This is a genomic window from Pseudomonas sp. NFX5, from assembly GCF_049132125.1.
GTDB classification, from domain to species: domain Bacteria; phylum Pseudomonadota; class Gammaproteobacteria; order Pseudomonadales; family Pseudomonadaceae; genus Aquipseudomonas; species Aquipseudomonas marginalis.
This window is the reverse complement of the sequence record NZ_JAFMZG010000025.1, coordinates 1-20,416: the sequence shown is the minus strand read 5'-3', so window position 1 is coordinate 20,416 and position 20,416 is coordinate 1. Positions and strand designations below refer to the sequence as shown.

General features: G+C 61.5%; 16 protein-coding genes and 1 tRNA gene. 3 read left to right on the top strand and 14 right to left on the bottom strand.

Annotation, left to right across the window (positions count from 1 at the left end):
• Position 1: 1 nt before the first annotated feature.
• Positions 2–829, top strand: coding sequence for an ammonia-dependent NAD(+) synthetase (gene nadE, locus J1N02_RS16380; RefSeq protein WP_027607697.1), 828 nt, complete (start codon positions 2–4; stop codon positions 827–829).
• Positions 830–904: 75 nt separating this feature from the next.
• On the opposite strand, the gene azu is transcribed toward nadE, so the two are convergent.
• On the bottom strand, positions 905–1,351 hold the full coding sequence (azu, locus tag J1N02_RS16375) for an azurin (protein ID WP_098480474.1): 447 nt from the start codon (positions 1,349–1,351) through the stop codon (positions 905–907).
• Positions 1,352–1,683: 332 nt separating this feature from the next.
• On the opposite strand from azu, the gene J1N02_RS16370 reads away from it, so the two are divergent.
• The gene (locus tag J1N02_RS16370; protein ID WP_027607695.1) at positions 1,684–1,866 is read left to right on the top strand and encodes a hypothetical protein; all 183 of its coding nucleotides are present in this window, start codon (positions 1,684–1,686) and stop codon (positions 1,864–1,866) included.
• A 46-nt stretch (positions 1,867–1,912) separates the two neighbouring features.
• Here the strand turns inward: J1N02_RS16370 and J1N02_RS16365 are convergent, their stop codons facing one another.
• From J1N02_RS16365 to rnr, 13 genes are all read right to left on the bottom strand, one after another.
• Positions 1,913–2,803 carry a transglutaminase family protein gene (locus tag J1N02_RS16365; protein ID WP_421147488.1) on the bottom strand — a complete coding sequence of 297 codons (891 nt, stop codon included), beginning with the start codon at positions 2,801–2,803 and terminating at the stop codon, positions 1,913–1,915.
• Positions 2,803–5,289: a circularly permuted type 2 ATP-grasp protein gene (locus J1N02_RS16360; RefSeq protein ID WP_092358966.1), complete on the bottom strand. Its 2,487-nt coding sequence runs from the start codon at positions 5,287–5,289 to the stop codon at positions 2,803–2,805. The genes J1N02_RS16365 and J1N02_RS16360 overlap by 1 nt, the downstream gene beginning before the upstream one ends.
• A 96-nt stretch (positions 5,290–5,385) precedes the next feature.
• Positions 5,386–8,676 carry a DUF2126 domain-containing protein gene (locus J1N02_RS16355; RefSeq protein ID WP_421147487.1) on the bottom strand — a complete coding sequence of 1,097 codons (3,291 nt, stop codon included), beginning with the start codon at positions 8,674–8,676 and terminating at the stop codon, positions 5,386–5,388.
• Between the two features lie 187 nt (positions 8,677–8,863).
• Complete coding sequence (locus J1N02_RS16350; protein ID WP_027607692.1) at positions 8,864–9,325, bottom strand: hypothetical protein; 462 nt, start codon at positions 9,323–9,325, stop codon at positions 8,864–8,866.
• Positions 9,322–10,242, bottom strand: a complete 921-nt coding sequence (locus J1N02_RS16345; protein WP_027607691.1) for a hypothetical protein — start codon at positions 10,240–10,242, stop codon at positions 9,322–9,324. Before J1N02_RS16345 ends, J1N02_RS16350 begins: the two co-directional genes overlap by 4 nt.
• Before the next feature lie 207 nt (positions 10,243–10,449).
• Positions 10,450–12,753 carry a YgiQ family radical SAM protein gene (locus J1N02_RS16340; RefSeq protein WP_027607690.1) on the bottom strand — a complete coding sequence of 768 codons (2,304 nt, stop codon included), beginning with the start codon at positions 12,751–12,753 and terminating at the stop codon, positions 10,450–10,452.
• 96 nt (positions 12,754–12,849) lie between these two features.
• On the bottom strand, positions 12,850–14,247 hold the full coding sequence (dnaB, locus tag J1N02_RS16335; protein WP_017526410.1) for a replicative DNA helicase: 1,398 nt from the start codon (positions 14,245–14,247) through the stop codon (positions 12,850–12,852).
• Between the two features lie 110 nt (positions 14,248–14,357).
• Positions 14,358–14,804, bottom strand: a complete 447-nt coding sequence (rplI, locus tag J1N02_RS16330) for a 50S ribosomal protein L9 (protein ID WP_003171376.1) — start codon at positions 14,802–14,804, stop codon at positions 14,358–14,360.
• 18 nt (positions 14,805–14,822) lie between these two features.
• Positions 14,823–15,713, bottom strand: coding sequence for a hypothetical protein (locus J1N02_RS16325; protein WP_065925619.1), 891 nt, complete (start codon positions 15,711–15,713; stop codon positions 14,823–14,825).
• 36 nt (positions 15,714–15,749) lie between these two features.
• Entirely contained in the window at positions 15,750–15,980 is a 231-nt protein-coding gene (rpsR, locus tag J1N02_RS16320; protein WP_003171373.1) for a 30S ribosomal protein S18, read from the bottom strand.
• Positions 15,981–16,009: 29 nt separating this feature from the next.
• Positions 16,010–16,432 (bottom strand): 30S ribosomal protein S6, encoded by a 423-nt coding sequence (rpsF, locus tag J1N02_RS16315; protein WP_003171371.1) that lies wholly within the window; start codon positions 16,430–16,432, stop codon positions 16,010–16,012.
• A gap of 248 nt (positions 16,433–16,680) precedes the next feature.
• Positions 16,681–17,436: a 23S rRNA (guanosine(2251)-2'-O)-methyltransferase RlmB gene (gene rlmB / locus J1N02_RS16310; RefSeq protein WP_368963853.1), complete on the bottom strand. Its 756-nt coding sequence runs from the start codon at positions 17,434–17,436 to the stop codon at positions 16,681–16,683.
• A complete protein-coding gene (gene rnr, locus J1N02_RS16305) occupies positions 17,433–20,066 on the bottom strand; it encodes a ribonuclease R (protein ID WP_027607687.1) in 2,634 nt (877 codons plus the stop codon). The genes rlmB and rnr overlap by 4 nt, the downstream gene beginning before the upstream one ends.
• Positions 20,067–20,290: 224 nt before the next feature.
• On the opposite strand from rnr, the gene J1N02_RS16300 reads away from it, so the two are divergent.
• Positions 20,291–20,377 (top strand) — tRNA-Leu (locus J1N02_RS16300).
• Positions 20,378–20,416 lie beyond the last annotated feature (39 nt).

Here is a 20,416-nt window from a genome sequence, read left to right as displayed (position 1 = left end):
CATGCAAGCCGTACAGCGTGAGATTGCTGAACAGCTCAAGGTCCAAGCACCGTTCAAGGACCAGGCCGCCCTCGAGGCCGAGGTCGCCCGGCGCGTAGCGTTTATCCAGGACTGCCTGCGTAATTCCGGGCTCAAGACACTGGTGCTGGGCATCAGCGGCGGCGTCGACTCCCTGACTGCCGGCCTCTTGGCCCAACGCGCGATGCAGGAACTGCGCTCCCGCACCGGTGACGAGGCCTACCGCTTTATCGCCGTGCGCCTGCCCTACGAAACCCAGTTCGATGAAATCGATGCCCAGGCCTCGGTGGACTTTATCGACCCGGACGAGCGCCACACCGTGAATATCGGCCCGGCGGTGAAAGCCCTGGCCAATGAAGTGGCGGCGTTTGAAGGCAAGGCGGCGGTGTCCCGCGACTTCGTGCTCGGCAACACCAAGGCGCGCATGCGCATGGTGGCGCAGTACACCATCGCCGGCGCGGCCAGCGGCCTGGTGATCGGTACCGACCATGCGGCGGAAGCGGTGATGGGCTTTTTCACCAAGTTCGGTGATGGCGCCTGCGACCTGGCGCCGTTGAGCGGCCTGGTGAAAAACCAGGTACGCGCGATTGCACGGTTCTTTGGTGCGCCGGAGTCGTTGGTGGAGAAGGTGCCGACGGCCGATCTGGAAGACCTGTCGCCAGGCAAGCCGGATGAAGCGTCACATGGCGTGACCTATGCCGAGATCGATGCGTTCCTGCACGGTGAGCCGGTGCGCGAGGAAGCGTTCCGGATCATCTGCGAGACGTACCGCAAGACCGAGCACAAGCGGGTGATGCCGTTTGCGCCGTGAGGTGAGCCAGATAGTGGTGTGTTGATTGGCAGGCAGTCATCGGGGGGCAAGCCCCCGATGAACGATAACGCGGTCTTACTTCAGGACCACAGTGCCCTTCATCATCGAAATGTGGCCTGGGAACGAGCAGAAGAACGCGTAATCCGTACCGGCCGCCAGTTTCGAGACATCGAAGGTCACCGAATCCTTCTCGCCGGCACCAATGATCTTGGTGTGGGCGATGATGCGATCGTCACCCTCTTTCAGGTAGTTCTTGTCGATGCCAGCGGCCATGCCATCAGTGGCAACCGGCTGCATGTTGGCGGCGCTGGTCAGCACCCAGTTATGGCCCATGACGTTTTTCGGCAGATTGCCGGAGTGAGTCAACTCAACCGTAAACGTCTTGCAGCTCTTGTCGATCGTGATTTCCTTGGTGTTGAAGGACATCTGGTCAGTGGAGTCGACGGTGACCTTGCACTCTGCAGCAAGCAACTGGCCGCTGGCCAGAGTCAGCAGGGAAACAGCAACGAGTTTGGCAAACATGTGAATCTCCAAGGCAGGGTTTAAACAACGCGTAATGCGACAAGGGTGCCTGAGGCAGGCAAAAACTCTTATGACCTGAATCAACAGATTGTATACAACTTTAGGCTATCAGACTTATCGACACAATCAACCAGCCAAAGTGCCGCAGGCTGTCTATGATCGGCCCATCACCCACTGGAGCCCGAGCCATGCACCTCAACCAACTGTTCAATGGCCTCCTGGCCGCGTACGCCTGCGGTAAGTGAAGGCCAAGCGCCCCTTGAAGCTGCTACCATGTCGTCCCAAGGCAGCTGCGCGCCGCCACCCTCACCTTCGACCCTAGAGGATCGCCCATGGCCAAACCTAATTACTCCTTCGCCAAACGTCAGAGAGACTTGGCCAAGGAACAGAAGAAAGAGGAAAAACTGCAACGCAAGAAAGCCGCGGTAGATGAAGAAGCGGGCGCACTCAACCCGGATGCTGATGGTGAAGTAACGAACGACGAGACTGAAACACCAAAAGATCCAGCTGAATAATTTTCGTTGTGGTGAGCAGGCCACCCCGGCTCACCACGCTCCCCTGCTATTCCAGCGGCATCACCGTCACCCGCACCTCCGGGTCATGGCTCCCTCCCCCCAGAATCACCCCACGCAACGGCGACACATCGGAGAAGTCCCGGCCCCAGGCCAGGGTGATGTGCTCCAGTGCCGGTTGCACATTGTTCGTCGGATCGAAATCCACCCAGCCCGATACCGGGCAATACACCGAGACCCATGCGTGGGAGGCATCGGCGCCGATCAGCCGTGGCTGGCCGGGTGGTGGCTGGGTGAGCAGGTAGCCGCTGATGTAACGCGCCGCCAGGCCGCGCGAGCGCAGGCAGGCGAGCATCAGGTGGGCGAAGTCCTGGCACACGCCGCGGCGACGCTCCAGCACTTCCACCAGCGGCGTGGCGACCTGGGTGGCTTCGGCATCGAAGGTGAATTCACTGAAGATCTTTTCCATCAGCGCCTGCACACCCAACAGCAACGGTTTGCCAGGGGGAAAACAGCTTTCGGAAAATTCGACGAAGGTTTTCTTCAAGTGCACGTAGGGCGATTCGAAGCGATAGCGACAGGCTTCGATCAACTCGAGCGACAGCGGCTGGCTGCTGTAGGTCAGGCTGTCGCGGGTCTGGTCCCAGGCGGGCGAGTGCTGGAAATCCAGCACCGGCCGCGCCAGCACTTCCACGGTCAAACCGGCATTGACCAGCAATTCATCGTGGGGCCGCTCGAACGCCAGGCGGGTGATCGGGTTGCCGAACACGTCCAGCTCATCACGGCGTGCGGACGGCGGCGGGCTGATATCCAGTTGCTGGGCGCTGCAACGCTGCCAGGCGCAAGGCCTAGGCCATAAATGCGCGAGCTGCTGGGCCAGGGACACCGGGCTGTCGTAGTGGTAATGGGTATCGTGGAAAATCTGGTAGCGCGCACTCATCACACCGACACCGTTTGCTGGCTGACATCATCCACATGGGCAAAGTGGCGCAAAGCCAGACGATCCGATACCTGCCCACTCTCATCGGCGACCGCCTGCAGCAGGTCGGCCAGGCCTTCAAGTGCAGCACGCACGCTGGATTCGCCAAACAACGGGTTCTCCAGGCACGCCAGGTCGAAACGCGCCAGGCGCTCCACCAATGGGCCCAGGCCGGTTTCCCGAGGCACACCAAAATCGTCGTTGAGACGTCGCAGCGTGCGGCTCACCAGCTTGAGCTGGAACAGCACCGCGTGGGGGTTTTGCTCGTCCAGCAGCAGCAGGTCGAGTACCGGGATCAGCTGCGGCACCGCCAGGTAGCGCGAGCGGTAGGTGATGCTGCTGTTGCCCAGCTCCAGCAACCACTCCAGGCCCGCTTGATCGAACACCGCCACGCCGCGCAGGAATGCCGCCAGGCTGCTGCTGAGAAATTGCAGGCGCTCGATGCGCCGGCCCATCATCAGGAAGCGCCAGCCTTCGTCGCGGGTCATGTCGTCCAGAGCAAACCCGGACAGCGCCGCCAGGGACATCACCAGGCGGTTGAGGAAGTCCAGCAACTCACCAAAATCCGGGCTTTCGCTCTCCAGCTCCAGGGCTTCGCGCTGCAACTCCACCAGGGCCTGCCAGTTTTCACGGGACAGCTTGCCGCGCACCTGGGACGCCGCCCACTGCAAGCGTTGCAGGTTGGCGCGCAGGCTCGACGGCCAATCATCGCCGAGCAAGGCCGCCTGCAAACGCTCGGGCAGCTCGCCCTCCTCCGGCAGCAGGCGCAGGTTTTCACCCAACTCGACCGCCGCCTGCAAGGCCAGGGGGTCATCGCCGTCGACATAGCGCGCCAGCACGATGCGCAGCCAGCGTGCGCTGTCGTCGCAGCGTTCGCAGTAACGGCCGAACCAGAACAGGTTTTCCACCACGCGGGACGGCAGATAAGGGTCGCGACGCACCAGGTCGTGTGCACCGATCGCGCGTTGGGCGCGCCAATGCTCGCCACTGCTGGCACGTTCGCCCAGCACCCAGGTGTCCTTGCTGGCGCCGCCGCGCTGCATCGATACCACTTCGGCATCGGCGTCGGCCGCCACGCGGGTCAGGCCGCCGGGCAATACACGGTAGCCCTCCGCGCTGGCCACGGCATACACGCGCATGCCGATGGCGCGGTGTTGCAGGTGATCCTCCACGGTGTGCCACACCGGTGCCTGGGACAGTTGCGCCAGCTCCTGGGCGACGTAGGCGTAAGGCCGCGCACGCATGCGTTCGGCCAGGGCCTGGCGTTGCTCGTCGTTCAAGTCGCGACCGAATACCGGGGTGAAACTTTGCGACGGAAACGCTGGTTTGATCAGCAGTTCCGGCAGTTTCTCCAGGGCTTCGGCGAGCACCGGCGCCTCACCGCACCACCAGGTGGCGATGGACGGCAGGATCAACTCTTCGCCAAACAGGAACTGGTTGATCCTGGGCAGAAAGCCGAGCAAACCGGGGGATTCCAGCACGCCGCTGCCCAGGGCATTGGCCACCAGCACATTGCCCTGGCGCGCGGCGTCGAGCAGGCCGGGTACGCCGAGGGCGGAGTCGGTGCGCAGCTCCAGCGGGTCGCAGAAGTCGTCGTCGAGGCGACGCATGATCGCGTGCACCCGGCGCAGGCCACTGAGGGTTTTCAGGAACACCGTGCTGTCGCGCACCGTGAGGTCGCCGCCTTCCACCAGCGGGTAGCCGAGCTGACGCGCGAGGTACAGGTGTTCGAAATAGCTCTCGTTGAAACGCCCAGGGGTGAGCAGCACGATCAGCGGCGGCTGGTCATCGCTCGGCGCCTGGCGGGCCAGGGTTTCCTGGAGCGTGCGGAAGAAACCGGTGAGGTGCTGCACCTGCAGATCACGGTACAGGTCCGGGAAGGCGCGGGACACGATGGTGCGGTTTTCCAACGCATAACCGGCGCCCGAAGGCGCCTGCGTGCGGTCGGCGGTGACCCACCAGCGGCCATCCGGGGTACGCGCCAGGTCCACGGCATACAGGTGAAGAAACGCACCATCAGGCGGTTGGATGCCCTGGCACGGCCAGAGGAAATTGTTATGCCCGAACACCAGCTCGGCCGGCAGCAGGCCTTCCTTGATCAAGCGTTGCGGCCCGTAGAGGTCCGCCAGTACGGCGTTGAGCAGGCGCGCACGCTGGGCGATACCGGCTGACAGCTGCTGCCATTCATCGGCCGCCAGCACATGGGGCAGCAGGTCCAGTTCCCACGGGCGATCGGCGCCCTTGGGGTCGGCGTAGACGTTATAGGTGACGCCGTTTTCCTGGATCTGCCTTGTCAGCAGCGCCTGGCGCTGGGCCAGTTGCGCGGGTGTGCTGCGTTGCAGGTGATCGAGCAAGCGCTGCCAATGGGCGCGTACTGCGCCACTGTCGTCCAGCAGTTCGTGATAAGTACCCGCGGTCAGCGGGTATTGGTCGAGCAAGTCGGGCATGGAACGCTCGGCAGAGGCAAAGGGGCTCAGTTTAATTCAAATTCACTGCAATCTAATGTGGGAGGGCGCTTGCTCCCTCCCACATTGTGATCGCTTTTAGTCATTTTTATTGGAGTGACGCCGCAGATCCAGGGTCATCGGCAATTCGTCATTGATCACAACACTCGGCACGGTGAGCTTGCCAGGCGTGTGGCCGAGACGGAAAAACCGCGCCATGCGCCGGCTCTCCGCCTCATTGGCGTTTACCGGCAGGCTGTCGTAGTTACGCCCGCCCGGATGCGCGACATGGTACTGGCAGCCGCCCAGGGAGCGTTGCATCCAGGTGTCCAGCAGGTCGAACACCAGCGGCGCGTGCACCGGGATGGTCGGTTGCAGGCAGTTGGCAGGTTGCCAGGCGCGGTAACGCACGCCGGCGACGAACTCGCCAATGCGCCCGGTCGGTTGCAGTGGCACCGGGATGCCATTGCAGGTCAGCAGGTAGCGTTGCGGCGGCAGCCCGCTCACCTTCACCTGCAAGCGCTCCAGGGACGAATCGACATAGCGCACCGTGCCGCCCACCGCGCCCTCTTCGCCCAGTACATGCCAAGGCTCCAGGGCCTGGCGCAGTTCCAGTTCGATCCCGCTGACGGCGTAATCGCCCACCTTGGGGAAGCGGAACTCCAGGTGCGCGGCGAACCATTCGGCGCGCAACGGGTAACCGGCGGCGTTCAACTCGACGATCACATCGGCAAAGTCCTGCTCGATAAAGTGCGGCAACAGGAAGCGGTCATGCAATTCGGTGCCCCAGCGCGCCAGTTTCGGCGGCGCATAGGGTTCACGCCAGAAGCGCGCGACCAAGGCCCGCAGCAGCAATTGCTGGGTCAGGCTCATGCGTGCGTGGGGCGGCATTTCAAAGGCACGCAACTCCAGCAGGCCCAAGCGGCCGGTGGCGCCATCCGGCGAATAGAGTTTGTCGATACAGAATTCGGCGCGGTGGGTGTTGCCCGTCACGTCGATCAACAGGTTGCGCAGCAGGCGATCCACCAACCACGGCGGGCATTCTTCACCCGGCCGCGGCATTTGCGCAAAGGCGATTTCCAGCTCATACAGCGCGTCGTTACGGGCTTCGTCCACCCGCGGTGCCTGGGAGGTCGGGCCGATAAACAGGCCGGAAAACAGGTACGAGAGCGAGGGGTGGTTATGCCAATAGCTGATCAGGCTGCGCAGCAGGTCGGGCCGGCGCAGGAACGGCGAGTCCTTAGGCGTCGCGCCCCCCAGCACAAAGTGGTTGCCGCCGCCGGTGCCGGTGTGGCGGCCGTCGATCATGAACTTCTCGGTGGTCAGCCGGGTTTGCCGCGCCTCCTCGTAGAGGAATTCGGTGCGTTCCACCAACTCGTCCCAGGTCGCGGACGGCTGCACGTTGACCTCGATCACACCCGGATCCGGCGTAACGCGGAAGTTGCTCAGGCGCATATCGAACGGCGGTTCGTAGCCTTCCAGCAGCACCGGGCAGTGCAATTCCTCGGCGGTGGCTTCGATGGCGGCCACCAGTTCCAGGTAATCCTCGACGCGTTCCAGGGGCGGCATAAACAGGTACAGGCGCCCTTCCCGCGCTTCGGCACACAGGGCAGTGCGGGTCAGCCAGTCGGCGGACTCGTCGACCTCGGGCACTCGCTCGTCGTTCGGCGCGGGTTCGCCATGGCTTTGCAGTTGCGCACTGGTCGGCAGTTCCGGCTGATCCTGGTTAGGGTCGGTGGGGTGCACGAACGGATACTCCGCCGCCGTCACCCACGGCTGCGAGGCCAACGGCAGGCGATAGCCCAGCGGCGAATCCCCCGGCACCAGGCGGCAATGGTTATCGCGCAGGTACCAGCGCCCGCTCTGCCAGCGGTCATTGGCCGCCGTACGCGCCAGCGGCAGTACCTGGCCGATGACTTTATCCAGGCCCTGCCTGAACACCTTGCGCAGGCGTTCGCGCTCCAGCTCGTCACTCAAGCGCGGGTCCTGGGCCGTGACGTTTTGCGGCAACGCACCTTCGCGCCACAGGTAGTAGAAATTGTCTTCGTAGGCCGGGAATACAAAGCGCGCCGGCAACTTCAGGCGCTCGGCGACGCTGGCCAGGAAGCGCCCGGCCATTACGCCATCGGCGCCGTAGTCCTGTTGTTCATCGGCGATCAGCGCGCTGTTGTGCCAGATGGGCACGCCGTCACGGCGCCAGTAGCAGTTAAGCGACCAGCGCGGCAATTGCTCGCCGGGGTACCACTTGCCCTGGCCGAAGTGCACCAGGCCCTTGGGTGCGTAGTGCTTGCGCATGCGCTGGAACAGCTCGGCGGACAAGCGCCGCTTGTTCGGCCCGAGGGCTGCGGTGTTCCACTCGGCGCCGTCAGGGTCGTCGATGGAGACGAAGGTCGGCTCGCCGCCCATGGTCAGGCGTACATCATCCTTGAGCAGGTCGCCATCGATCTGCCGGCCCAGGGCCTGGATCGCCAGCCATTGCTCTTCGGTGTAGGGCTTGGTGACCCGTGGCGCTTCCCAGATGCGCTCCACCGACATCTCGTGGGTAAATTCGCACTCGCAGGGTTCCACCAGCCCACTGATCGGCGCGGCGGACGATGGATCGGGACTACAGGCCAACGGGATATGCCCTTCACCGGCGAACAGCCCGGAGGTGGCATCCAGGCCGATCCAGCCGGCACCGGGCAAATACACTTCGCACCAGGCGTGCAGGTCGGTGAAGTCGACTTCGGTGCCGGAGGGGCCGTCGAGGGCTTTGACGTCGGCGGTCAGCTGGATCAGATAACCGGACACAAACCGCGCCGCCAACCCGAGGTTGCGCAGCAATTGCACCAGCAGCCAGGCCGAATCACGGCAGGAGCCGGAAGCATTTTCCAGGGTGAATTCCGGGGTTTGCACCCCCGGTTCCATGCGGATCAGGTAGCCGATGTCGGCGGCCAGGCGCTGGTTGAGGCCCACCAGGAAGTCCACGGCCGGCAACGGCGTGCGGTCGATACCCGCCAGGTAGGCGGCAAACCTCGGCGTCAGCGGCAGGGTTTCCAGGTACGGCGCCAGCTCGCGCTGTTCATCGGCGGCGTAGCTGAAGGGGATTTTTTCGGCGTAGGGCTCAAGGAAAAAATCGAACGGGTTGAACACCGCCATCTCGGCGACCAGGTCAACCTCGATGCGCAGTTCATCGGTCTTTTCCGGGAACACCAGACGCGCCAGGTAATTGCCCTGTGGGTCCTGCTGCCAATTGATGAAGTGCTGCTCGGGCAGCACTTTGAGTGCGTAGGACAAAATCCGCGTGCGGCTATGGGCCGCCGGGCGCAGACGCACAATCTGTGGGCCGAGTTCGACCGCGCGGTCGTAGCGGTAATGCGTAACGTGGTGCAACGCGACATGAATCGACACGGCGGCCTCCTGCGAGCCAGGGCATGGACACAACGCGCGCAAGACTTATGCCAGAGCGGCGGTCATTGCGCTTTATCGTAAGACCCGGTGCAGTACAGCACCAAAACGGCGCCGACGGTGGTGTCGTGGTGCAGGCGCCGCACATATTTGTGGCGTTAATGTGAGGATGGGTGGCGAATCTACCCAATCAACGGGTTTTGCGCTTTGCGATTACGGCTGGTTTAACCGCCTGCCGAATGCGACGGATTCCCACGAGTTTCATGCGCATCTCTCGCTGAACCTTGCTGTTAAGTGTCAATAATCCGAGCAATGGGAATAACAGCGCCAACCCATACAGGACTTTGTGAGGCTGGAATTGAACCATCGGAACTACAAACAGCAGACAGGCGACATAGATACCGACCATTACCCACACCCAGGAGGGTCGGCCCCGCAAAATCATAAAGTTGCTATGGACCGTCAACAGAATGAGCAGCGCCCCGGCAGACATGATCTTGAGCCCCACTTGAGCCATCGGCGCATCACGAAAATAGGTGATGAACGCCAGCGCCACAGCCAACGCCAAAGAAAAACACGCAGCAAATACGCCGCTCATAAACGTCAGAAAGTATTGTCTGAAAAAGTCGCGTAGCGTCATCAATTCGCTCATTCGCTTACCTCCTCGTACAGTCCAATCGCGATGGTGTTGACGTTTCCGGAGTAGGCACTCCCGCCAAACCCAACGCTTGCGCCCAGGACGTCTTTGATCTGGGTAGTGGTGCTGTGCTTGAGCTGCGTAGGGGTGAAACGCTTGGTGAGTTCGCCCGACGCCTGCCTCAATTTGATCATCTTCGCGGTCAAGCTGGGATGGTTGATGCTCAGCAGCTCTTTCGTCAGCTTGGCTCTTTCCTGGCGATTCAAACCGCGAAGCACATCACGCAGGCTCTTGCCCGTCGATGCTTTGGCGGCCCTGACCAGCTTGACCGTCGTCAGGGCCGAAGCGCCCACGCCAGCCAGTGATACGGCGTCCAGCACGATGGACGCATTCTGGTACCAGCCTTCACTGTCGAGCGAATCCTTGACCTCCGGTTTGGCGACTTCCAGCGCTGTTCGGGCAATGCCGTTGAAACACTGAAGCGTACTTGCGCCGGCAGCCGCATACCCCACTACAACGATGACGGAACTGGCGCCAGCGCTGAAAGGCACCAGAATTGTTCCACTGGCGATCGCAGCCCAACTGATGACCGCCCCCAAGCAGGAGATTCCGGTATTCACGGCTTCGCCAATCAGTCGCGATTCTCGAGGATTGCTCACGACATGTTGAGCAAACTGTGTTGGCGCAATGTACTTCTGCGCTTCACGCAAAATGATGCGCTTGGGCTTGATGCTGCAGATGGGCTTGAATTCGCGCAGGGTAATGACATTGAAGTCAGCGTCGATATACACCACCCCCGCGCCGACGATGCTGGGGTCGGCGTCGATGGCCGCGAACAGCCGTGGCAGGTTGATCTGGCTTTCGATGCGCTGGCGCGCCATGAACTGGGAGCGGTTGGAGTCCATGCCGATGCCGGCCAGGGGGTTGCCCATGGGGTGTTCTTCCTTGAAGGGGTGGAGACTGGACTGACGCTATCGGGGGCAAGCCCCCTCCGACACTTGTCTGTATTCGCAATCCAATGTGGGAGGGGGCTTGCCCCCGATAGCGATTTAATGGGCGCCACCTTACCAAACAGCCTCCCCACCGCCTAGAAAGCAAAACGCCAGCACAAGGCTGGCGTTTGCATTTTCAAGCGACGATCAACGCGGCACGACCGGCTTGCGGGCCGGCTTGCCGCCCTTGCCCTTGGCCGCATCGCTGCGTTCCTTGGCCGCCTGCTTGTTACGCGCCTGGGCCGCCGCCTTGGCTTGTTCGCGCTTGTCCCACGGGTTGCTGCCGTCACTGCCACGGGGCGGCAGGCCGGTGTGCTGGGTAAGGATCCTGGTGGTGGTTTCCTTGGCGACCTTGTGGCTGCCAGCCGGCGTCGAGTTCTTGCGACGGGCGCTCTGGTAGCTGTCGGTGCTCGGCTGGTGCAGCGGGATCAGCTGGTCCTTGCCCGGCCCGATCAGGTCGGCACGGCCCATGCGGGTCAGCGCTTCACGCAGCATCGGCCAGCCCTTCGGGTCGTGATAGCGCAGGAACGCCTTGTGCAGACGGCGCTGCTCTTCGCTCTTGACGATGGTCACCGCGTCGCTCTTATAGGTGACCTTGCGCAGCGGGTTCTTGCCCGAGTGATACATCGCGGTGGCGGTGGCCATCGGCGACGGGTAGAACGCCTGCACCTGGTCGGCGCGGAAGCCGTTGCCCTTGAGCCACAGGGCCAGGTTCATCATGTCTTCATCGGTGGTGCCCGGGTGGGCGGCGATGAAGTACGGGATCAGGTACTGCTCCTTGCCCGCTTCCTTGGTGTACTTCTCGAACATGCGCTTGAACTTGTCATAGCTGCCGATGCCCGGCTTCATCATCTGGTTGAGCGGACCTTCCTCGGTGTGTTCCGGGGCGATCTTGAGGTAGCCACCGACGTGGTGGGTGACCAGCTCCTTGACGTATTCCGGCGACTCGACCGCGAGGTCGTAGCGCAGGCCGGAAGCGATCAGGATCTTCTTCACCCCCGGCAATGCACGGGCGCTGCGGTACAACTGGATCAACGACGAGTGGTCGGTGTTCAGGTTCGGGCAGATACCGGGGAACACGCACGACGGCTTGCGGCACGCGGATTCGATTTCCGGGCTCTTGCAGGCAATGCGGTACATGTTCGCGGTCGGGCCGCCGAGGTCGGAGATCACACCGGTGAAACCTGGAACCTTGTCGCGGATCTCTTCGATTTCGCGAATGATCGACTCTTCGGAACGGTTCTGGATGATCCGGCCTTCGTGCTCGGTGATCGAGCAGAAGGTGCAGCCGCCGAAGCAGCCACGCATGATGTTCACCGAGAAACGGATCATGTCGTAGGCCGGGATTTTCTCCTTGCCGTACGCCGGGTGCGGAACACGGGCGTACGGCATGCCGAACACGTAGTCCATTTCTTCGGTGGTCATCGGAATGGGCGGCGGGTTGAACCATACGTCCACTTCGCCGTGCTTCTGCACCAGGGCGCGGGCGTTGCCTGGGTTGGTTTCCAGGTGCAGCACGCGGTTGGCGTGGGCATAGAGCACGGCGTCGCCACGGACTTTTTCCACCGAGGGCAGGCGGATCACGGTCTTGTCGCGGGTCATGCGCGGGCTGGCCAGGATCTGCACGACCTTGGCTTCTTCCGGATCATCGACCGGCCCCTTTTCCTGCTCGATGGCGCAGGCCTGGGTGTCCTGGGTGTTGACGTACGGGTTGATGATCTTGTCGACCTTGCCCGGGCGGTCGATACGTGTGGAATCCACTTCGTACCAGCCGGCTGGGGTATCGCGACGGATGAACGCGGTGCCGCGCACATCGGTAATGTCTTCGATCTTGTGGCCCCACGACAGGCGCTGGGCGACTTCGACGATGGCCCGCTCGGCGTTGCCGTACAGCAGGATATCGGCGGTGGCGTCGATCAGGATCGAGTTGCGCACGCGGTCCTGCCAGTAGTCGTAGTGGGCGATGCGGCGCAGGGATGCTTCGATGCCGCCGAGTACGATCGGCACGTTCTTGTAGGCTTCCTTGCAACGCTGGCTGTACACCAGGCTGGCGCGGTCCGGGCGTTTGCCGGCCATGCCGCCTGGGGTGTAGGCGTCATCGGAACGGATTTTCTTGTCGGCAGTGTAGCGGTTGATCATCGAGTCCATGTTGCCGGCCGCGACGCCGAAGAACAGGTTCGGCTCGCCCAGTTTCATGAAGTCGTCTTTGGACTGCCAGTTCGGCTGCGCAATGATCCCGACGCGGAAGCCCTGGGACTCCAGCAGCCGGCCGATGATGGCCATGCCGAACGACGGGTGGTCCACGTAGGCATCACCGGTGACGATGATGATGTCGCACGAATCCCAGCCAAGCTGATCCATCTCCTCCCTGCTCATCGGCAGGAATGGCGCAGGGCCGAAACATTCGGCCCAGTACTTGGGATAGTCAAATAACGGCTTGGCTGTTTGCATGACGGTGACCGGTGTTGAGATGAAAAATCGCGGGCGCGGAATATAGCACAAATTTTGACCAATTCCGACGGTAATGGTCGGAATTGAACAGACGGGTTATTCGTCGTCGTCGAAGTTGTAGCTGCCCGGCGCCAGGTTCTCGAAGCGCGTGTATTTACCGATGAACGCCAGGCGGATAAAGCCGATCGGGCCGTTACGCTGCTTGCCGATAATGATCTCGGCAATGCCTTTGTGCTCGGTCTCGGGGTGATACACCTCGTCGCGGTACACGAACATGATCACGTCGGCATCCTGCTCGATCGCTCCGGATTCCCGCAAGTCGGAGTTCACCGGGCGCTTGTTGGGGCGTTGTTCCAGGGAGCGGTTGAGCTGGGACAGGGCGACTACCGGGCAGTTGAATTCCTTGGCCAGGGCCTTGAGCGACCGAGAGATTTCGGAAATTTCGTTGGTGCGGTTATCGCCACTGGAGCCCGGGATCTGCATCAATTGCAGGTAGTCGATCATGATCAGGGCGATGTCACCGTGCTCACGTACCAGGCGGCGCGTACGTGCACGCATCTCGGACGGGCTGATACCGGCGGTGTCATCGATAAACAGCTTGCGGTCGTTGAGCAGGTTGACCGCCGAAGTCAGGCGCGGCCAGTCGTCGTCTTCCAGGCGACCGGCACGCACCTTGGTCTGGTCGATACGGCCGAGGGACGACAGCATACGCATGATCAGCGATTCGCCTGGCATCTCGAGGGAGTACACCAGGACGGTCTTGTCGCTGCGCAACACGGCGTTTTCCACCAGGTTCATCGCAAAGGTGGTCTTACCCATGGATGGACGGCCGGCGACGATGATCAGGTCGGACGGCTGCAGGCCGCTGGTCTTCTCGTCGAGGTCGGTGTAGCCGGTGGAAATACCGGTGATGGCGTTGTCGGTGTTGAACAAGGTGTCGATGCGGTCGATGGCCTTGGTCAACAGGTCGTTGACGCTGACCGGGCCGCCGGTTTTCGGGCGCGCTTCGGCGATCTGGAAGATCTGGCGCTCGGCTTCGTCAAGGATTTCGGCGGCGGTGCGGCCTTCGGGGTTGAAGGCGCTGTCGGCGATTTCGGTGCTGATGCCGATCAACTGGCGCAGGGTGGCGCGCTCGCGAACGATCTGGGCATAGGCCTTGATGTTGGCGACGGACGGCGTGTTTTTTGCCAGCTCACCCAGGTAGCCCAGGCCACCGACCTGGGAGGTCTGGCCTTCCTTGTCCAACTGCTCGGCCAGGGTCACCACGTCGATTGGGGAGTTCTGGTCGGCCAGCTTGGCGATGGCACGGAAGATCAGGCGGTGGTCATGACGATAGAAATCACCGTCCGAGACTTGATCCAGCACGCGTTCCCAGGCGTTGTTGTCCAGCATCAGGCCACCGAGCACGGCCTGTTCGGCCTCGATGGAATGCGGCGGCACCTTCAGGGCAGCGGTTTGCAGATCGTATTGCTCAGGAGCTGAAATATCGTTCATGGCCACTTGGAATTAGGGGATTGTAGAAAAACAAAAGGCACGACCTGTAAACAGGATCGTGCCCGATGTTAACTGCCCGGCACACGAGGTGCCAGTCAGTTAGGTGCGACTTAAGCTGCTACCACGACAACGCGTACGGTGGCTTCAACTTCGGCGTGCAGGTGCACGGCTACGTCGAATTCGCCTACGTTGCGGATGGTGCCGTTCGGCAGACGAACTTCGCTCTTCTGCACTTCAACGCCGGAGGCGGTCAGTGCATCAGCGATGTCGTGGGTGCCGATCGAACCGAACAGCTTGCCTTCGTCACCGGCGGTGGCAGTGATAGTCACTTCCAGCTCAGCCAGTTGGGCAGCGCGAGTTTCGGCCGAAGCTTTCTTGTCTGCTGCTGCTTTTTCCAGCTCGGCACGACGCTCTTCAAACGCAGCCAGGTTGGCAGCGGTTGCAGCGGTGGCTTTGCCGTATGGCAGCAGGTAGTTACGACCGTAGCCGGCCTTAACGTTCACTTTGTCGCCCAGGTTGCCCAGGTTGGCGACTTTTTCCAGAAGGATCAGTTGCATGTGAAAATCCTCTAACTTTTAACCTTCACCGTTCGCGTTATCGGCGTCTTTCGGCGCAGAACGTCCGCGAAAATCAATCAGGCTGTCGACAATGGCCAAGACCACGAGTAACGGACCGATCAAGTGCATGAGCGGCAGGACGGTGACGTAGATCCCCACCAGCCAGAAACTGGCCAGTCTTTTCTGCGCGACAAGCCCGTGAATCAGGGACAAGCCAGCGAAGAACAGCGGCACACCGCACAACGGCAACAGGATCAAGGTGTGCCACCCGATAAACGGGGCAACGCACATGACGGCCAGCAGTGACAGCGCAACGCGCTTGGGGATCCGGATTGCGCGAAACTCGCTTCCGAAACCGCCGGGGTTATACAACAACGCCTGCCAATAGCGCCCAAGAATCAGGCACAACACACTAAAGACCTGCACCGAAACCGCTGTCGAAATGATCAACATCGGAACTGCCAGTGAAGCGAGTGCTGCTTTCTGGTCTGCCGAGAACTTCTCGTAAGACTCACCCATCACCAGCGGCAAGACGTGTTGAAACGTCTGCGCCAGCGACTCGATGAAGGAACCGAAGACGGTCCCCAGGCTCACCGCACACAACAACCCCACGGCCGTGCTGACCAGCAGCACGCGATTCCAGGAATGCCCGGCGCGCAAAACCAACGCCAGGCTGCAACTCCCCAACAGCACCAGAAGCGCTGTCGGGTCTTGCAGGAAATGCCAGCTCACCAACACTGACAACAACCCCAGACCCAGGACGCTCAAGGCGTCCGAACCGCGCCGCAGGAGCACAAGGCAACCCGCGGCGGCACCCAACCAGAACAACAACGGCAACACTGCACATCCAGCCACTACCAGAGTGGCCTGCACACGACCGCGCATGATGAACTCAGCTAAGGCGCGCATGCATTCAATCCCTTACTACTTGTCGACTGCCCGGTCTCAGCGGCCGTGGCTGTCGGTGTAGGCCAGCAGGGCCAGGAAGCGGGCGCGCTTGATAGCGGTAGCCAGCTGACGCTGATAACGTGCTTTGGTACCGGTGATACGGCTTGGAACGATTTTGCCGGTCTCGGATACGTAGGCTTTCAGAGTGTTGAGATCTTTGTAGTCGATCTCCTTCACTTCTTCAGCGGTGAAGCGGCAAAACTTACGACGACGGAAGAAACGTGCCATTTGATAGGCTCCTTAATAAGGTCCGTGGATTACTCGTCAGCGTTATCGCTGCTGTCGCTGTCATCACTATCAGCGCTATCAGCGCCTTCGTGCTCAGGACGGTCGCGACGCTCACGGCGCTCACTGCGGTTTTCTTCAGCCTTGAGCATCTCGGATTGGCCGGTAACGGCTTCTTCGCGACGGATGACCAGGTTACGGATCACTGCATCGTTGTAGCGGAAGTTGTCTTCCAGCTCGGCCAGGGCCTTGCCAGTGCACTCAACGTTCAGCATCACGTAGTGAGCCTTGTGAACATTGTTGATTGCGTAGGCCAGTTGACGACGACCCCAATCTTCCAGACGGTGGATTTTGCCGCCGTCTTCTTCGATCAGCTTGGTGTAACGCTCAACCATGCCGCCGACTTGCTCGCTTTGATCCGGGTGGACCAAAAAGATGATTTCGTAATGACGCATGAATGCTCCTTACGGGTTGTAGCCTGCCGCTCAAAAACGGTCAGACAAGGAGTGAATGACACTTATGGATCTTGCCGCAGGGAGGCACATCGGTGCCTGCCAGGAAGGCAAGGGGCGCAATTGTAGAGAAGGGGAAGAACGGGCGCAAGGTGATTGGTGATTATTTGAACAATCGCCCAGGCACCACAAAAGCAAATGTGGGAGGGGACAGTCCCCTCCCACATGCTGGTTCTACGCCAGGCTTGGAATTACTTCTTCGCCCTGGCCTTGGCACCACGCTGACGCTGGGCCTCAAACAGGCACACGCCGGTCGCGACCGACACGTTCAGGCTGCTGACGCTACCGGCCATCGGCAGGTGCACCAGATAATCGCAATGTTCACGGGTCAGGCGACGCATGCCCTTGCCTTCGGCCCCCATGATGAGGATGGTCGGACCGGTGAGGTCCTGGTCATAAATGCTGACCTCGACCTCTCCCGCCGTGCCCACGACCCACAGGCCGCGCTGCTGGAGTTTCTCCAGGGTGCGCGCCAGGTTGGTCACCGCCACCAGCGGAATCACTTCCGCCGCGCCACAGGCGACTTTACGCACCACCGGCGTCAAGGTAGCCGACTTGTCCTTCGGCACAATCACCGCCAACGCACCCGCAGCATCCGCCGAGCGCAGGCACGCGCCGAGGTTGTGCGGGTCGGTCACGCCGTCCAGCACCAGCAGCAGCGGTGCACCTTCGGTACGGTCGAGCAGCTCATCGAGCATCGCTTCGCCCCAGACCTGGCTCGGGCTGACGTCCGCCACCACACCCTGGTGAACGCCTTCGACCCACACGTCCATTTCACGCCGTTCGGCCTGGCCGATGGCGACTTTGTTTTGGCTGGCCAACTCGACCAACGCCTGTACGCGCGGCTCGCTGCGACCTTCGGCCAGCCAGACTTGCTTGACGCGCTTAGGATGGTGACGCAGCAGTGCTTCTACGGCGTGGACGCCGTAGATTTTTTCCAGACTCATGACTTGGCCTTAGGTTTGCGCGACCCGCCGCTTTTCGCGGGGGCCGAACCCGCTTTTGGCGGGCCTTTACGGTGTTTACTGGGCTTGCTCGACGGCTTTTCCGCCCCTTGGGACTTTCCCCCAGACGCCGCTTTACCACCGCTTTTGGCTTCGTTGAGCAACTGCTGCTTCAACTCACGGCTTTTGCGCAGTTCGGCGTTTTTCGCCGCCGCGTCGCTTGGGCGGTAGGCCTCGGGGGCTTTGTCCTTGGCTGCTGGACGGCGCCCGGCCTTGGCTGGAGCGGGCTCTGCAACTGCCGCTTTGGCGGGAGTGCCTTTGCCTTTGCTTGCAGGCGAAGTCGTCTCGCTGCCACGCTTTTTACGGCCCGGCGCTTCGGCGGGCTTGTCAGGCATGCCAAAGTCGATCTTGCGCTCGTCGAGATCGACGCGCATGACCTGCACTTCCACGGTATCGCCCAAACGGAAGCTGCGACCGGTGCGCTCGCCCGCCAGGCGGTGGTGCACAGGGTCGAAGTGGTAGTAGTCACCCGGCAAGGCGGTGACGTGCACCAGGCCTTCGACGTAGATGTCGGTCAGCTCGACGAACAGGCCAAAGCCGGTCACGGCGGTGATCACGCCTGGGAACGACTCGCCCACACGGTCCTTCATAAACTCGCACTTGAGCCAGTTCACCACGTCGCGGGTGGCTTCGTCGGCGCGGCGCTCGCTCATGGAGCACTGCTCGCCCAACTGTTCCAGGGCCGCTTCGTCGTACGGGTAGATCCGCGCCTTCGGAATGGTCATGGCACCGGCACGCTTGACGTGCGGGGTGTTCTGCTTGGAATGGATCACGCTGCGGATTGCGCGGTGCGTGAGCAAGTCCGGATAACGGCGAATCGGCGAGGTGAAGTGGGTGTACGCCTCGTAATTCAGGCCGAAGTGGCCCTGGTTGTCGGCGCTGTACACCGCCTGGCTCAGGGAGCGCAGCATCACGGTCTGGATCACGTGGTAATCCGGACGGTCCTTGATGCTGGCCAGCAGTGCCTGGTAGTCCTTCGGCGTCGGGCCGTCCTTGCCTTTGTGCAGGGACAGGCCCAGCTCGCCGAGGAACGCGCGCAGTTTTTCCAGGCGCTCCGGTGGCGGGCCATCGTGTACACGGTAGAGCGCAGGGATTTCGTGCTTTTTCAGGAATTCAGCGGTGGCCACGTTGGCCGCCAGCATGCATTCCTCGATCAGCTTGTGCGCATCGTTACGGGTGGTCGGGGTGATCGCGGCGATCTTGCGCTCGGAACCGAAGACAATCCGGGTTTCCTGGGTTTCAAAATCGATCGCGCCACGCACATGACGGGCACCCAGCAACACTTTGTACAACGCGTACAGCTGCTTGAGGTGCGGCACCACATGCCCGTACTCACCACGCAACGCCTTGGCTTCGCTGGTTTTCGGCTGCTCCAGGATGGTGCTGACCTTGTTGTAGGTCAGGCGTGCCTGGGAGTGGATCACCGCTTCGTAGAACTGGTAATCGGTCATTTCGCCGGTTTTCGAGATAGTCATCTCGCAGACCATGGCCAAACGGTCGACTTTCGGGTTCAGGGAGCACAGGCCGTTGGACAGCTGCTCGGGCAGCATCGGGATCACGCGCTCAGGGAAATACACGGAGTTGCCGCGTACCTGGGCCTCGTTATCCAGGGCCGAACCGATCTTCACATAGCTGGAGACGTCGGCAATCGCGACGAACAACTTCCAGCCACCGGAGAACAGGCGCAGCTTGCCGGGCTTGGCTTCGCAGTAGACCGCATCGTCGAAGTCGCGGGCATCTTCACCGTCAATCGTGACAAACGGCAGATGGCGCAGGTCGATGCGTTTTTCCTTGTCCTTCTCTTCGACTTCCGGCTTGAGCTTGGCGGCTTCCTTGAGCACAGCCTCAGGCCAGACGTGAGGAATGTCGTAGGTGCGCAGCGCGACGTCGATCTCCATGCCCGGCGCCATGTAGTTGCCGACCACTTCAACAATATCGCCCTGGGGCTGGAAGCGCGCAGTCGGCCAGTGGGTGATTTTCACCTCGACGAACTGGCCGACCTTGGCAGCGCCATTGCGGCCCGGGGTGATCAGCACTTCCTGCTGGACCTTCGGGTTATCCGGCACAACAAAGCCGATACCGCCTTCTTCGAAGTAGCGGCCGACGATGGACTCGTGGGCACGGGAAACCACTTCGACAATCACGCCTTCACGGCGACCGCGACGATCCAGGCCGGAAACCCGCGCCAGGGCACGGTCGCCATCGAACACCAGGCGCATCTGCGCCGGGCTCATGAACAGGTCGTCACTGCCGTCATCCGGGATCAGGAAGCCGAAGCCGTCACGGTGGCCGGCAATGCGGCCGAGGATCAGGTCGAGCTTATCCACGGGTGCATAGGTGCCACGGCGGGTGTAGATCAGTTGAGCATCGCGCTCCATGGCACGCAGGCGGCGGCGCAGGGCTTCGAGCTGGTCTTCGGTGGTCAGACCGAACTCTTCGACCAGCTGCTCACGGCTAGCAGGCGAACCCCGATCGGCGAGGTGCGCCAGGATCAGTTCGCGGCTAGGAATAGGGTTTTCATATTTTTCCGCTTCACGAGCGGCCTCGGGATCGAGGGACTGCCAATCGGCCATTAGAGATTTTTCACCTTGTCTATATGCGGGTTAGTTTGGCATACGCGTATTGAAACGGGAAATTTCAGGCATCAACAAGCGTTTAAAAGCCTTTTACAGCCCTCGCCGCGCACCTTGCACGACCATTGGAGAAATTTTCCAGGTTTTTTTCATAGCAGGGGTTTACAGTTAAAAAACCGCTCCGTATAGTGCGCGCCATCGACGACGGCAACGTTGTTGATGCTGCCCAGGTGGTGAAATTGGTAGACACGCCAGCTTCAGGTGCTGGTGATCGCAAGGTCGTGGAAGTTCGAGTCTTCTCCTGGGCACCAAATTCAGATCAAACCCGCGAAAGCGGGTTTTTTCGTTTC